Source organism: Mesorhizobium sp. L-2-11 (assembly GCF_016756595.1).
Classification (GTDB): Bacteria; Pseudomonadota; Alphaproteobacteria; order Rhizobiales; family Rhizobiaceae; genus Mesorhizobium.
On sequence record NZ_AP023257.1, the window covers coordinates 3972764 to 3987711 of the forward strand.

Genomic DNA, 14948 nt, shown 5'->3' on the forward strand with positions numbered 1-14948 from the left:
TCTATAAGTTCACGTCCTAATCCTCATCGGCCAGATATTTTTCCAGCCAGTGGATGTCATACTCGCCATTGGCGATATCGGCATTGCCAACGAGATCGCGAAACAGCGGCAGCGTCGTCTTGATGCCGTCGACGACGAATTCGTCGAGCGCCCGGCGCAGCCGCATCATGCATTCGACGCGATTGCGGCCGTGCACGATCAGCTTGCCGATCAAACTGTCGTAGTAAGGCGGGATCTTGTAGCCGGAATAGACGCCGGAATCGACGCGGATGCCGAGGCCGCCCGGCGTGTGGAAGTGGGTGATCGTGCCGGGCGAGGGGGTGAAGGTGCGCGGATCCTCGGCATTGATGCGGCATTCGATGGCGTGACCCTGAAAGCGGATCTCTTCCTGGCGCACGGAAAGCCCGCCGCCCGAGGCGACGCGGATCTGCTCGTGCACGAGGTCGATGCCGGTGATCGCCTCCGTCACCGGATGCTCGACCTGCAGGCGGGTGTTCATCTCGATGAAATAGAACTCGCCGTTCTCATAGAGGAATTCGATGGTGCCGGCGCCGGAGTAGCCGAGATCGGCGATCGCCCTGGCACAGACGCCGCCGATATGCGCGCGTTCCTCGGCATTGAGCGCCGGCGAGGGCGCCTCTTCCCAGACTTTCTGGTGGCGGCGCTGCAGCGAGCAGTCGCGTTCGCCGAAATGCACGCCGCGGCCGGCACCGTCGCCGAACACCTGGACCTCGATGTGGCGCGGCTTTTCGAGATATTTTTCGATGTAGACGGCGTCGTCGCCGAAGGCGGCACCGGCTTCCGAGCGCGCCGTCTGCAGTGCGACCACAAGATCGGCTTCGCTGCGCGCCACCTTCATGCCGCGTCCGCCGCCGCCGGCCGACGCCTTGATGATCACGGGATAGCCGATCTCGGCGGCGATGCGTCTGGCTTCCTTTTCCTCGGTGACCGCTCCGTCGGAGCCGGGCACCACAGGAATGCCAAGGCGCTTTGCGGTGCGCTTGGCCTCGATCTTGTCGCCCATGACGCGGATGTGATCGCCGGACGGGCCGATGAACGTGATGTTGTGAGCGGCGAGGATATCGGCGAATTTGGCATTCTCCGACAGGAATCCGTAGCCCGGATGCACTGCGTCGGCGCCGGTGATCTCGCACGCCGCGACGATCTGGTGGATGTTGAGATAGCTGTCGCGCGACGGCGGCGGGCCGATGCAGACGCTCTCGTCGGCGAGCCGCACATGCATGGCGTCGGCGTCGGCGGTGGAATGCACCACCACCGTCTGGATGCCGAGCTCCTTGCAGGCGCGCAGCACTCTTAGAGCGATTTCGCCGCGATTGGCGATGAGGATCTTTTGGAACATTTTTCGGCTGTTCCCGGCTCTACTCGATCACGACGAGCGGCATGCCATATTCGACCGGCTGCGCATCCTCGAACAGGATCGCCGTCACCGTTCCGGCACGCGGCGAGGGGATCTGGTTCATCGTCTTCATCGCCTCGATGATCAGCAGCGTCTGGCCTTCCTTGACCTGTTGGCCGACTTCGATGAACGCCTTGGCGTCGGGCGATGGCGCCAGGTAGGCCGTGCCGACCATGGGCGAGGCCACTGCGTTCTTGGACACGTCGGCCGCTGCCGGCGCGGCTGCCCCAGCCGGCTGCGCTGCCGGCGGTGTATAGGCGGGCTGCGGTGCGGCGACCGCATGGACGGCTGGCGCCTGTCGCGACACGCGCACCTTCAAGTCGCCCAGCTCGACCTCGATCTCGGTGAGGTTGGTGTCGTTCAGTATGCCCGCCAGATCGCGGATAAGCTGCTGGTCAACACCATTCTTCTTTATCGACATTTTCGAGCCTTCTGTTTGTTGGCCGGTCATAGGCGTGCGGCCAGCGCCTGCAGCGCCAGTGTGTAGCCGAGCGGCCCGAACCCGCAGATCACGCCGACGGCGACCGGCGAGACCATGGAGACGTGGCGGAATGCTTCCCGCGCATGGATATTGGAAAGATGAACTTCGGCGACGGGCAATGGCGCGACGGAGCGGATGGCGTCGTGGAGGGCGATAGAGGTGTGGCTGTAGGCGCCCGGATTGATGACGATGCCGACAGCCTTGTCGGCGGCTTCCTGTATCCAGTCGACGAGGTCGCCCTCATGGTTCGACTGACGGAAATCGATCTCGAGCCCAAGTGCCGCACCTGCCTGCTTGCAATCGTCGGCGATCGCGGCCAGCGTCTTGCCGCCATAGATGCCCGGCTCGCGCTTGCCGAGCGCGTTGAGGTTGGGACCGTTCAGGACGAAAACCGTTTTCAAAATGCCGACCTTTTCCCACGCCGGCATCAGTCGGCGCGCCGGACCTCTATAATGGGCTTAAACGCCTGCGAAAAGAGCGCAAGTGGGTTCTTTCGCTGTCCACAACAGGCGGAAAATGGCTTTCGTCGAAGCCGATCAGAGTGCCGCCTTGGCCGCCTCGATCTTCTCCGCCAGCACTCCCTGACCGAGCGCACCGAACACCACCTCATTGCCGACCACATAGGAGGGCGTTCCGGTGATGGCCAGCTTGTTGGCAAGATCATAGGTCTTGGAGAGGGCCTCGGCTATCGACGGATCCTTCATTTTCTCGCGCAGCGTCGCTTCGTTGGCGCCGAGCGAAAGCGCTACCTTGATGGCCGCTGCTTCGGTGGCGCGTCCCTGCGCGCCGAGCAGCGCGTTGTGGAACTCGCCGTATTTCTCCGGCATCATCAGGTGGAAGGCCATCGAGACGACGCTCGCCTTCTGCGAATCCGGGCCGAGGATCGGGAACTCCTTGAGCACGAAGCGCAGCTCCGGATCGGCTGATGTCAGCGTCTGCATGTCCTCCATGGCGCGTTTGCAGTAGCCGCAATTGTAGTCGTAGAACTCGACGATGGTGACCTTGCCGTTCGGATTGCCGACGACGCCGTCGAAGGCCGAGTTGAAGATCTGGTCCTTGGCATCTTTGATGACGCCGAGACTGGCGACGCGCTGCGCCTCCTTCTGCTTGGCCTCGAGCGCTTCCTGAGCTTCCAGCAGCACTTCCGGGTTCTTCAGGAGATAGTCGCGGATGATGCCTTCGACTTCAGCCCGGTCGATCCTGGTGTCGGCGGAGGCTGCCTGGGCGATCTGCGCGGCATCGGCCTTTGCCGTCTGCGGACTTCCGGTCACGAACCCGAAGCCCAGCATGGCGAGAGCGACCGCCACGCCCGCGGTGCCCAGCAGAATTGCCTTGTTCATCATCCCTGATCCTCTTGCCTGGTTTCCGGTCCGGTTGTCCGACCCGATTGGTCCGACCACCCGATTGGTCCGACTACTTGTCGCCGCGCACGGCCGGAAGGTTCACTTTTTCTTGCCCGATGGTGCGTAGTTTATGATGTCCTGCGCGCGGATCCAGCCCGGCTCCCCGCGCTTCATTTTCATCTGCGCGCGCATTGCGAAGATCTTGGCTTCCTTGTAGGCGCCGGAATAGAAATGGCCTTCGGCGGTCGCAAGGTCGGCGGCCGGAATGTTGCCAAGCTCGCCATAGGCCTGCGCAAGATGGCGGTAACCGACGGCGTTTTCTCGGTCGCGCGCGAGACCCTTGTTGATCTGCACCACCGCTTTCTCCAGGAAATCGGGCGTGCCGACGGCCATCAGCGCCTGGCCGTAGGAAACCGGCAGCAGCCCGGATCGCGCCGGGTCGAGGCTGACCGCCTTGGCATAGGCTTCAGCGGCAGCCTTCGGTTTGTTCGCCTTCATCAGGATATCGCCGCGCAACTCCTGGAAATAGGGGTTCTTCGGCTGTACCTTGATCAGCGCGTTGGTCTTGGCGAGCGCCCCGGCCAGATCGCCGAAGAGATAGCTCGTCTGCGCGGCGCCATATTGCGAGGCGAGGCTGCCCGGCATCTTGCGCATCAGCCGCGATGCTGCGGCCTGACCTCCCATATAGGCGGCGATTTTGACGCGCATCATGTCGTGCCGCTGCTGCAGCGCCGGCGGGTCGACCTTGTCGACATAGGGGCTTTTTTTGACCAGGACTTCGAGGTTGGCGATGCGTTCGCGCGGCAGCGGGTGGCTGATCCGATAGGGGTCGACCTGCGCCCCCGACAGCGAGAGCGCGCTCTGAAAGCGGCCGAAGGTCTTCAGCATGCCCAGGCCGGACTGGCCGGTGGCATTGAGATAGGTTATCGCCGAGCGGTCGGCGGTCATCTCTTCGGTGCGCTGATAAGCGAGGATACTGCGCTGCGCCATCTCGCCGCCGCCAGCTGCAACCCCCATGCCGGCGCCGGCCAGGCCTCGGCTTTTGCTGGTGGCGCCGGCAACCATGGCACCGGCGCCAAGCAGCGTCGCGATGATGGCCATCGTCTTGGCGCGTTCGAGTTGGTTGCGCAATTTTTGCTGGTGGCCGCCGGCGATGTGACCGGCTTCATGGGCGATGACGCCGATGATCTCGTTGGGCGTCTCCGCCGACATCAGGGCGCCGGTGTTGATGAACAGGCGAGACCCGGCAACGAAGGCGTTGAAACTCTGGTCGTTGACCAGCACGATGTCGACGCCGTCTTCCGGCAGGCCCGCGGCCCTGAAGATCGGCCGCGCATAGGCGCGCACCAGCGCCTCGATCTCGGCATCGCGCACCACCGGCACATTTTGCGCAAAAGCGCTGACCGTGCTGGTCACAGCGACCGTCGCGGCAAGCGAAAGCGTCGCGAAGGCGCGCGCTGCCCTGGCTATCGTCGATCTGGGTCGGCTCAACATGGCAGGTCCACTGGTAGACGAGCAGGTGAAGGATGAAAAGTCGGCACTGAAACTTTACTGAACTTGTGATCCTCACATCAATCGGGCATTTGTGCGGCGCGGGACGCCAAAGCTCGGCGCCGGCAGCCGGCAAGCGATGGCCTAAGGGCGATCTCAATGGGCCGACCCAAAGGGCCGATCCAAAGGCCTGACCCAAAGGGCGAACAAGGAAATGAGGTCAAATGGTTGTATCGCTTTCGCGTCGCGGCGACGTCGAGCCGTTCCACGCCATGGACGTTCTGGCGGAAGCGAATCGGCTGAAGGCCAGGGGCGTGCCGGTCGTTTCCATGGCCGTTGGCCAGCCGTCCGATCCGGCGCCGGCCGGAGTCAGGCAAGCGGCGATGCACGCATTGAAGATGGGGCGCATCGGCTACACCGACGCATTGGGTCTTGCGGGCCTGCGCGAGGCAATCGCCCAGCACTATGCCGACCACTACGGGCTGGCGGTTTCGCCCGGCCGGATCGCCGTCACCACCGGATCGTCGGCCGCCTTCAACCTGGCATTTCTGGCGATGTTCGATCCAGGCGACCGTGTCGCCATCGCCGCACCCGGTTATCCTGCCTATCGCAACATCATGGCCGCGCTCGGCATCGAGATCGTCGAGATCGAGCTCGACGGTGATGCTTATCTCCATGCCGAACATCTGAAGGCTGCGCATCGCGAAAAAGAGCTGAAGGGCGTGTTGTTTGCCAGCCCCGCCAATCCGACCGGGGCGATTATCCCCGCCGACGAGCTGTCGGCGCTGGTGACGACGGCACAAGAGCTCGGCATCTCCGTGATCTCCGACGAGATCTACCACCGGCTGGCCTACGCTGCGCCGGACACCACAGCACTTGCCTGTGGCCCTGACGTGACGGTGATCAATTCCTTCTCGAAATACTACTGCATGACCGGTTGGCGCATCGGCTGGATGGTGCTGCCGGAACCATTGGTGCGGCCGGTCGAGCGCATCGCCCAGAGTCTCTACATCTCACCGCCGGAACTGTCCCAGATCGCCGCGATCGAGGCATTCAAGGCAACCGCGGAATTGGAGGCGGTGAAGGCGCGCTACGCGGGCAATCGCCAGCTTTTGATGAAACGCCTGCCCGAACTCGGCTTTACCCTGGCGGCACCGATGGACGGGGCGTTCTACGCCTTCTGCGATGTCACCAGGCATACTAACGACAGCATGGCCTTCGCGCGCAAGATGCTGGCCGAGGCGCATGTGGCGGCGACGCCCGGCCGCGATTTCGATCCGCTTCAAGGCCATCGAGCCATGCGTTTTTCCTACGCCGGCAGCCACGACGAGATGGTCGAGGCGATGATGCGCATCGAAAACTGGCTGAGGTAGCGCGATGCCGGACCTCGAGCAGGCTTTGACCGAGATTGCCGCCGAAATGGCCGAGCGCACGGATCGCGGCGACGTCGCGACCTACATTCCGCAGCTCGGCAAGGTCGATCCGAAAAAGTTCGGCATTGCCGCGGTGACCAATGACGGTCGCGTGCTGATGGCGGGCGACGCCGATGAGCCGTTTTCGATCCAGAGCATTTCGAAGGTGTTCACGCTGACATTGGCGCTCGGCAATGTCGGCGACGCGCTGTGGCAGCGTGTCGGGCGCGAGCCTTCGGGCAACCCGTTCAATTCGATCGTCCAGCTCGAGCACGAGAACGGCATACCGCGCAATCCGTTCATCAATGCCGGCGCCATCGTCATTTCCGACATCCTGCTCGCCGGCCACCAGCCACGCGAAGCGATCGGCGAGATCCTGCGCTTCTTCCAGTTTCTGGCCGACGACGAGACCATCATCGTCGACCGCGAGGTCGCCGCATCGGAACGAGCCACCGGTTTTCGCAACTTGGCGCTCGCCAACTACATGAAATCCTTTGGCAATCTCAACCACGCGCCGGACCTGGCGCTGGGCGTCTATTTTCACCATTGCGCCATTGCGATGAGCTGCCGGCAGCTTGCTCTGGCCGGCCGCTTCCTCGCCAATGGCGGCAAGAACCCGGCGACTGGCCATTCCGTGGTGTCGGCCGAGCGCGCCCGCCGCATCGGCGCGATGATGCTGACCTGCGGCCACTATGACGGCTCAGGCGATTTCGCCTTTCGCGTCGGCATCCCGGGCAAGAGCGGCGTCGGCGGCGGCATTTTGGCGATCGTGCCGGGCGTGGCTTCGCTCGCCGTCTGGTCGCCCGGCCTCAACGCCAACGGCAATTCCAGGCTAGGGTCGATTGCGCTGGAAAGACTGGCGAAGATGATGAACTGGTCGGTTTTCGCGCCATAAAGATTTGGCGGCGCCATCGCCATAGAGACTGGGTCGCTTCAGCCCAAAAAATCCCGCGCTGTCGACAGGACAGCGCGGGATTCTTTTGCTCAAAAGACCAGCCTAAACTAACGAAAAGCTTAGAAAAAGCCTTTCCGCTGCCACCAGCCGGCACGCTTCGGCTTCTCTTCGGCCTTTTCCTCTTCGGCAACAGTCGAGGACACGATCGGCTCAACCGGAGCATCGACCGGTACGGGCTTGCGTCGCGATGGGCGGACCTTCGGTTGTTCGTCGACGGCGGCTGTTCCCTCCGAAACAGGTGCGGGAGCCTCGGCAGAAATTTCCGGCTCGGCTACCGGAGTCTCGGCAATGACATCCGCCGCAGCTTTCTTCGGCTTGGCGGCGCGGCGCGGCTTCTTCGGCTTTTCGGCGCTTGGCATGTCGTCATTGGCCGGAGCAAGGTCCACAGGCTCTTCGACCGGCGTTGCTTCGACCGGCGTTGCTGCTGCCGGTTCGCCGGAGACGGCTACGCCCTCCAAGACTTCGGGACGGTCAGCCGATTCGGCAGTGCCTGCATCGAACTCGCCTTCGCCGTCTTCACGGCGATTGCGCTTGCCGCCGCGCTTGCCGCGCCGGCGCTTCTTGCCCTGACCTTCGTCCTGCTCCCGACCTTCATCAGGCGCCCGACCTTCATCAGGCGCCCGACCTTCATCAAGCCCTTGGCCGTCATCGGACGCTACCACCGCCTCGGCGACGCCGACCTGGCCCTCGCGATCTGCTTCGGCCCCTTCATTGCTTGCGGCTTCGGAGATGCCATCGGCAGCGGTGGAGAGGGATGCACCTTCCAGGGGGGCGCCGTGCTCGCGGTCGCGATCCTTGCCACCGCGCCGTCTGCGGCGCTTGCGGCGCTTGCGGTCGCGGCCTTCGCCGTCCTCGCTGGGCCTTGGTTGCTGCGGCTGCTGCGCCTGGCGCGGTTGCTCCGCCGGTGCAACGACCTCGTCGTCCTCCTCCTCGATGACGATTTCGTCGGTGGGCTCTTCCGGCTCGACATAGGCGGGCAAGGTCCGCACCTCGACGAAGCCTTCAGGCTTTTCGGCCAGCGCGCCGCGGAAGATCGCATAGTGCTGGGCACCGACCGTGTCGTCGGCCTCGACGGTGATGGTCAGGCCGAAGCGGTTTTCGAGCTCCACCAGCGTGCCGCGCTTGTGGTTGAGCACATAGAGCGCGGTCGCCGCCGGCGTCCGCACCGTGATGTGGCTGCGCGAATCCTTGAGCAGGAATTCCTCGATCGCCCGCACCACCATCAGCGCGACAGACGAATCGGACCGCACATGGCCGGTTCCGCCGCAATGCGGGCAAGGCTTCATCGTCGATTCCAGCACGCTGGCGCGGATGCGCTGGCGCGACATTTCCATCAGGCCGAAATGCGAGATGCGGCCGACCTGGATGCGGGCGCGATCGTTCTTGAGGTGATCCTTCAGCCGCTTCTCGACAGAGCGGTTGTTGCGGTTCTCCTCCATGTCGATGAAGTCGATGACGATCAGGCCGGCGAGATCGCGCAGCCTCAGCTGCCGTGCGACCTCCTCGGCCGCTTCCAGATTGGTGTGAAGCGCTGTGTCCTCGATCGAGTGCTCCTTGGTGGAGCGGCCCGAATTGACGTCGATGGCGACCAGCGCTTCGGTCTGGTTGATGATGATGTAGCCGCCGCTCTTCAGCGTCACCTGCGGCTGCAGCATGCGGTCGAGTTGCGCCTCGATACCGTTGCGCACGAAGATCGGCGTGGTGTCGCGGAACGGCTGCACGACCTTGGCGTGGCTCGGCATCAGCATGCGCATGAAGTCCTTGGCCTCGCGATAGCCCTCTTCGCCGGAGACCAGGATCTCGTCGATGTCCTTGTTGTAGAGGTCGCGTACCGAGCGCTTGATCAGGCTGCCTTCCTCGTAGACGAGGGCAGGGGCCGTCGACTGCAGCGTCAGGTTGCGGACGTTTTCCCAAAGCCGCATCAGATATTCGTAGTCGCGCTTGATCTCGGCCTTGGTGCGGCTTTCGCCGGCCGTGCGCAGGATGACGCCCATGCCCTGCGGCACTTCGAGATCGGCGACGACCTCCTTCAGCCGCTTGCGGTCCTGCGCGTTGGTGATCTTGCGCGAAATGCCGCCGCCGCGCGCCGTGTTCGGCATCAGCACCGAATAGCGGCCGGCAAGCGACAGGTAGGTGGTGAGTGCCGCGCCCTTGTTGCCGCGCTCTTCCTTGACGACCTGCACCAGAAGGATCTGCCGGCGCTTGATCACTTCCTGGATCTTGTACTGGCGGCGCACCGGCTTGCGGCGGTTGCGCGCTTCTTCCAGCGCATCCTCGGCGCCGACCGATTCGACCTCATGGTCGTCCGGATGCGATGACTGCACCTCTTCCAGCATGCCGCGATCATTGTCGGTGGATGTGGCTTCGCCGGCGGCATCAGCCTGCGGCACGGCTTCGGAAATCACATCCGATTCGATGCTGGCGGCGATGGAATTCGGACCGCTTTCGGAAGGCCCAGTTTCGCCATAGCCAGTTTCGGCGTGGCCAGTCTCGGCGTGGCCAGTCTCGGCCTGGCCAGTCTCGTCGCGGCTCGTCTCGTCATGACTCGCCTCGTTATGACTGGCGACATCCTCGCCATGTTGCGAAGGTGCTGACGGCGTGTCGACTTTTTCTGAGGCATCGACGTTCTGCGCGACCGCATCCTTGCCGTGTTCGCCGCCCTCATTGGAGCTGCTATCATTGGACCCGCTGTCGCTGGACCCGCTGTCATTGGAATCGACAGAATCGTCCGAATCGGCCGCACCTGCATCACGCTTGTGCTCGCCTCGGTCGCGGCTCTTGCCGCCGCGGCGGCGTCCGCGCCGGCCGCGATCACGGTTCTGGCGATCGTCGCCATCGCCGTCCTCATCGTCCTCGTCTTCAGCCTCCTGCGCTTCCGCGCGCAGCAGCGCCTGACGGTCGGCGACCGGAATCTGGTAGTAATCGGGATGGATTTCACTGAAGGCGAGAAAACCGTGACGGTTGCCGCCATATTCGACAAAGGCTGCCTGGAGCGAGGGTTCGACGCGGGTTACGCGGGCGAGGTAGATGTTTCCTTTGAGCTGCTTCTTGTCCTGGGATTCAAAGTCGAATTCTTCAATACGGTTACCGCGAACGACGACAACGCGTGTTTCCTCCGGGTGGGAGGCGTCTATCAGCATTTTGTTGGGCATTATTTCGTTTCCCCCCGGCAGCCGTCATCGGCCGCAGCTTGCGGGGCAAGGCCCGCCGCTGTGGATGAACATGGGTGCCGGGCAATTGAATGTCCGCCGGCCGCAGCCTGAGCGCCATGGCGGTGCCGCCCGCAGCCATAATGGCGCGGTTTGCTGCGGACCTTTCCATGATTGCGCTTGAAGCCATCGTAACCAGCAGACCCTTTTTGAACCAAAGCCCGGGAAAACCGGACCAGCTTGTTTGCTCGTACAGAGCCGGCGCGGGACAATCCCGGCCGTTTTCCTCACGCAGGCGCTTCCCCCGCCACGGGCTCACACCTGCGAAATTCGTCGCGATCACCTGTTGCCTTTTTCGCCTGACGCGAAAGGAGCCGTCGTTCATCTCACCTGTAGCAGGAAGCTGCGGAGAAGGACGGTTCCAGGATTGCAGTGATCCACCATCGCTTTTATGATTTGGCGGGTTGGAAGGCAACCCCGATTTCCGATGCCGGCAAAATGCAGTTCCGCAACGGAAGCACGGCTTTGAGCGTTGCATGAAAAGACTTGGTTAACCTTCTCTGGATACCAACCGTTAATCGAGTTCGCGGCCTGACCGGCGTTTCGACAAGACGACGACACTCCGACAAACAAGATTGTCCGATAACAGGATTGGGCGCCTGGCGCCAAATCGGAGCGACTGGAAGAAATGGCACTGGCAGTCTTCACGCACAGGAGTGGTCGCGCCGGAGGCAGTTTTTTCTACGCCGCCTACGTCCGTGCTGCCCATTTCCGCGCAGCTTGTACGCTGTTGCTGGTTGTCGCTTGCCTGGTTTTTTCGTCGATTTCCTTTGCAGCCGATGCGCCGCTGGCAGTGACGAGCTACAAAATGGCCGGTGACGCCACCAAGATTCGCATCGTCATGAATTTCGATCGCGAACCCGACGTCAAATGGTTCCTGCTGCGCGGCCCCCACCGTCTGGTCATCGACCTGCCAAACACGAGGTTCGCCATCAATGCCAAGGATGTGAAGGCGCGCGGCCTGGTCAGGAGCGTACGCTACGGCGATCTCGGTGAGGCGGTGTCGCGGCTGATTCTCACCGGCAAGGGCCCGTTCGCCGTCGACAGGTTCGACGTGCTCAAGAACGATGACGGCAACGGCTACCGCATCGCCATCGACATGTCGGCGGCGTCTGTGCGGGAGTTCGACGCAGCTCTTGCCAATCAGGCGTTGACCACCGGCTCGACGGTCTCCTCCGACAAGGGTGGCAGGGTCGGCACCGGGCCGGTCTCCAATCCAGGCCATCGTTTCACCGTCGTCATCGATCCAGGCCATGGCGGCATCGACGGCGGCGCCGAGGGAATGAACGGCACCGTCGAGAAGAACGTCACGCTCGCTTTCGCCAAAGAATTGCGGGACAAACTCGCTGCAGTCGGCAAATACGACGTGTTCATGACGCGCGAGACGGACCAATTCCTGCGGCTGGACGACCGCGTGCGCATTGCCCGCCAGCACGAGGCCGATCTGCTCATTTCGATCCACGCCGATACGATCAGGGTCAAGGGCCTTCGCGGCGCAACCGTCTACACCGTCTCTGACAAGGCTTCCGATCCCGAAGCGCAGGCGCTCGCCGACCGTGAAAACCTTTCCGACCAATTCGCCGGCATGGAAATCAAGGACGACAACAAGGAAGTAACCGACATCCTGATCGACCTGATTCGCCGCGAGACGCACAGTTTCTCGATGAGCTTTGCCCAAACGCTGGTCGGCCAGCTTTCCACCAGTGTCGGCCTCATCAACAATCCGCAGCGTTCGGCCAGCTTCAAGGTGTTGAAGGCGCCGGATGTTCCCTCCGTGCTGGTCGAACTCGGCTATCTGTCGAATGCCAAGGACGAGGCACAACTGCTCAGCGCCGATTGGCGCAGCAAGGCGGCCCAGAGCATAACCAATGCGATCGCCCTGTTCGCTTCAGCCAAGGCCGGAGCCGGAACCGGAGGCTGAGGCGCTCGCGCCGCCCACAACCACAGGCAGCGTTGCACGACGACAACACTTTGCACTTATATTTCCGCCATTCGAAGCCGAAATTCCATGCTGCCGCATTTTCCCCACATGGTGGCGACATGGATTTTCGATTACCGGTCGGGATCGTCTCGAAAGCTTGCGCGAAAGGCGGCTTCGTTTAGGCAATTCCCGAACCAAGGACTGGAGCGGGCATGATTCGTCTTTTTGGCTATTTCTTCGGCATCGGCACCGCGCTGGCCCTTTTGGTCGCGGCCGGCGTGGCGATCTATATCAGCCATTTGTCGAAGGATTTGCCCGACTACGAGGTGCTGGCCAAGTATGAACCGCCGGTGACGACCCGCATCCATGCGTCCGACGGAGCGCTGATGGCCGAATATGCGCGCGAGCGGCGCCTGTATTTGCCGATCCAGGCGGTGCCGGATCGTGTCAAGGCGGCCTTCCTGTCTGCCGAGGACAAAAACTTCTACAATCACCCCGGCATCGATATGACCGGCCTTGGCCGCGCAGTCATGGTCAATCTGCAGAATTTTGGCTCGGGCAAGCGCCAGGTCGGCGCCTCGACGATCACCCAGCAGGTGGCGAAAAACTTCCTGTTGTCCTCGGACCAGACCTACGAGCGCAAGATCAAGGAGATGATCCTCGCCTTCCGCATCGAGCAGGCCTATTCGAAGGACCGCATCCTCGAGCTCTACCTCAACGAGATTTTCTTCGGGCTCGGCGCCTATGGCGTCGCCGGCGCAGCGCTCACCTATTTCGACAAGGCGGTGAATGAACTCACCGTGGCCGAGGCGGCCTATCTGGCGGCTTTGCCGAAGGGTCCCTCCAACTATCACCCCTTCAAATATGCCGACCGCGCCATCGAGCGCCGCAACTGGGTGATCGACCAGATGGTCGGCAACGGCTACGTCACGCATGAGGAAGGCGCCAAGGCCAAGGCCGAGCCGCTCGGCGTCAAGCCACGCCGCTCCGGCACCTATCTGTTCGCCGGCGAATATTTCACCGAGGAGGTGCGCCGCCAGATCAGCGCGCGCTACGGCGAGAATGCGCTCTACGAGGGCGGCCTGTCCGTCCGCACTACGCTCGATCCCAAGATGCAGCTCATCGCCCGCAAAGCCATGCAGAACGGCCTGATGAAGTTCGATACGCTGCGCGGCTATCGCGGGCCGGTGAAGACCATCGACATATCCGGCGACTGGGGCGTGCCTTTGAGCGAAGTCAAGGGACTGGACGACGTGCCCGAATGGTCGCTCGCCGTCGTGCTCGACAGCTCGGAGAGCGGCCTGTCGATCGGCCTTCGGCCGACCCGGCAGATCTCGGGCGATCTCGTCAAGGATCGCATCGAAGGCACCGTCAGCCGCGAGGACATGAGCTTCGCCATGCGGCATGTGGTCGGCGGCAAGACCGTCAAGGCCAAATCGCCGGCCGACGTGCTGAAGCCTGGCGACGTCATCTTCGTGCAGAAGAAAGAAGGTACGGATGGGGCCTATATCTTGCGCCAGGCCCCCGAAGTGGAGGGTGGTCTGATCGCCATGGATCCGCATACCGGGCGCGTTCTGGCCATGGTCGGCGGGTTCTCCTATTCGCTATCCGAATTCAACCGCACCACGCAGGCCATGCGGCAGCCGGGTTCGTCGTTCAAGCCGATCGTCTATGCGGCCGCTCTCGACAATGGCTATACGCCGGCTTCGGTGATTATGGATGGCCCGATCACCATCAAGAGCGGCAATACGACCTGGACGCCGAAAAACTACGATGGAAGGACTGCGGGCCCGGCGACCTTGCGGTCCGGCATCGAGAGGTCGCGCAATCTGATGACTGTGCGCCTGGCCAACGACATGGGCATGAAGCTGGTCGCCGAATATGCCGAGCGCTTCGGCGTCTATGATCGACTGGCACCGTATCTGCCGATGGCGCTGGGGTCGGGCGAGACGACCGTGATGCGCATGGTTTCGGCTTATTCGATCATGGCCAACGGCGGCAAGTCGATCAAGCCGACGCTGATCGACCGGATCCAGGATCGCTACGGCAAGACGGTCTACAGGCAGGACGAACGCGGCTGCGAAAATTGCAATGCCGCCGAATGGCAGAACCAGCCTGAGCCGGAACTGGTCGACAATTCCGAGCAGGTGCTCGATCCGATGACCGCCTATCAGATCACTTCGATGATGGAGGGCGTCGTCGAGCGCGGTACCGGCGCTACCGTCGCCGAACTCGGCCGCCACATCGCCGGCAAGACCGGAACGACGAACGACGAGAAGGATACCTGGTTCATCGGCTATACGCCCAACCTCGTTGTCGGCCTTTACATGGGCTATGATCAGCCGAAAGGTCTTGGCAAGGGCGCGACCGGCGGCGGCCTCGCCGCGCCGATCTTCAAGGACTTCATGCGTGTGGCGCTGGACGGCACGCCCAATGTCGATTTCCAGGTTCCCGAAGGCATGAAGCTGATCGCCATCAATCGCAAAACCGGCATGCGGGCCAACCCTGACGACGCCGGCGCCTTTATCGAGGCCTTCAAGCCGGGCACCGGCCCCGCCGACAGCTACTGGGTGATCGGCATGGGTGAGGACGGCTCCAACGCCTCCGGCGGCGCGCTGTCGCCACAGGCCAACCAAGCCATCCAGTCCGGCGGCGGCGGGCTCTACTGAAATAGGATTAGGGTGTTTTGGCCGGCTTTCGAGCCGGCCCATTTCGCTTT

General features: G+C 62.8%; 10 protein-coding genes. 4 read left to right on the forward strand and 6 right to left on the reverse strand.

The annotated features are described in order from the left end of the window. Positions 1-16: 16 nt before the first annotated feature. The 5 genes from accC to JG739_RS19005 all read right to left on the reverse strand — a co-directional run bounded on the left by accC (position 17) and on the right by JG739_RS19005 (position 4735). Positions 17-1360 (reverse strand): acetyl-CoA carboxylase biotin carboxylase subunit, encoded by a 1344-nt coding sequence (gene accC, locus JG739_RS18985; protein WP_202362917.1) that lies wholly within the window; start codon positions 1358-1360, stop codon positions 17-19. A 19-nt stretch (positions 1361-1379) separates the two neighbouring features. Then, a complete protein-coding gene (accB, locus tag JG739_RS18990; protein WP_202362918.1) occupies positions 1380-1838 on the reverse strand; it encodes an acetyl-CoA carboxylase biotin carboxyl carrier protein in 459 nt (152 codons plus the stop codon). A gap of 26 nt (positions 1839-1864) precedes the next feature. Continuing rightward, the gene (gene aroQ, locus JG739_RS18995; protein WP_202367526.1) at positions 1865-2299 is read right to left on the reverse strand and encodes a type II 3-dehydroquinate dehydratase; all 435 of its coding nucleotides are present in this window, start codon (positions 2297-2299) and stop codon (positions 1865-1867) included. Positions 2300-2434: 135 nt separating this feature from the next. Continuing rightward, positions 2435-3238, reverse strand: coding sequence for a DsbA family protein (locus JG739_RS19000; RefSeq protein WP_202367527.1), 804 nt, complete (start codon positions 3236-3238; stop codon positions 2435-2437). Positions 3239-3340: 102 nt separating this feature from the next. Further along, entirely contained in the window at positions 3341-4735 is a 1395-nt protein-coding gene (locus JG739_RS19005) for a M48 family metalloprotease (protein ID WP_202362919.1), read from the reverse strand. A gap of 221 nt (positions 4736-4956) precedes the next feature. Between JG739_RS19005 and JG739_RS19010 the strand changes: the two genes are divergently transcribed. Both JG739_RS19010 and JG739_RS19015 read left to right on the forward strand, forming a co-directional pair. Continuing rightward, positions 4957-6105 carry a pyridoxal phosphate-dependent aminotransferase gene (locus JG739_RS19010; protein ID WP_202362920.1) on the forward strand — a complete coding sequence of 383 codons (1149 nt, stop codon included), beginning with the start codon at positions 4957-4959 and terminating at the stop codon, positions 6103-6105. A gap of 4 nt (positions 6106-6109) precedes the next feature. Further along, complete coding sequence (locus JG739_RS19015) at positions 6110-7039, forward strand: glutaminase (RefSeq protein ID WP_202362921.1); 930 nt, start codon at positions 6110-6112, stop codon at positions 7037-7039. A gap of 119 nt (positions 7040-7158) precedes the next feature. Here the strand turns inward: JG739_RS19015 and JG739_RS19020 are convergent, their stop codons facing one another. Then, positions 7159-10251: a ribonuclease E/G gene (locus JG739_RS19020; protein ID WP_202362922.1), complete on the reverse strand. Its 3093-nt coding sequence runs from the start codon at positions 10249-10251 to the stop codon at positions 7159-7161. Positions 10252-10936: 685 nt separating this feature from the next. Between JG739_RS19020 and JG739_RS19025 the strand changes: the two genes are divergently transcribed. Together JG739_RS19025 and JG739_RS19030 are read left to right on the forward strand one after the other, a co-directional pair. Continuing rightward, positions 10937-12229, forward strand: a complete 1293-nt coding sequence (locus tag JG739_RS19025; protein WP_202362923.1) for an N-acetylmuramoyl-L-alanine amidase — start codon at positions 10937-10939, stop codon at positions 12227-12229. Between the two features lie 212 nt (positions 12230-12441). After that, positions 12442-14898, forward strand: a complete 2457-nt coding sequence (locus JG739_RS19030) for a penicillin-binding protein 1A (RefSeq protein WP_202362924.1) — start codon at positions 12442-12444, stop codon at positions 14896-14898. The last annotated feature ends 50 nt before the right edge of the window (positions 14899-14948 follow it).

Excerpts from the sequence above, each read along its gene's own strand:
- accC (WP_202362917.1), bottom strand. The coding sequence starts at position 1,360 with ATGTTCCAAAAGATCCTCATCGCCAATCGCGGCGAAATCGCTCTAAGA.
- accB (WP_202362918.1), bottom strand. The coding sequence starts at position 1,838 with ATGTCGATAAAGAAGAATGGTGTTGACCAGCAGCTTATCCGCGATCTG.
- JG739_RS19000 (WP_202367527.1), bottom strand. The coding sequence starts at position 3,238 with ATGAACAAGGCAATTCTGCTGGGCACCGCGGGCGTGGCGGTCGCTCTC.
- JG739_RS19005 (WP_202362919.1), bottom strand. The coding sequence starts at position 4,735 with ATGTTGAGCCGACCCAGATCGACGATAGCCAGGGCAGCGCGCGCCTTC.
- JG739_RS19010 (WP_202362920.1), top strand. The coding sequence starts at position 4,957 with ATGGTTGTATCGCTTTCGCGTCGCGGCGACGTCGAGCCGTTCCACGCC.
- JG739_RS19015 (WP_202362921.1), top strand. The coding sequence starts at position 6,110 with ATGCCGGACCTCGAGCAGGCTTTGACCGAGATTGCCGCCGAAATGGCC.
- JG739_RS19020 (WP_202362922.1), bottom strand. The coding sequence starts at position 10,251 with ATGCCCAACAAAATGCTGATAGACGCCTCCCACCCGGAGGAAACACGC.
- JG739_RS19025 (WP_202362923.1), top strand. The coding sequence starts at position 10,937 with ATGGCACTGGCAGTCTTCACGCACAGGAGTGGTCGCGCCGGAGGCAGT.
- JG739_RS19030 (WP_202362924.1), top strand. The coding sequence starts at position 12,442 with ATGATTCGTCTTTTTGGCTATTTCTTCGGCATCGGCACCGCGCTGGCC.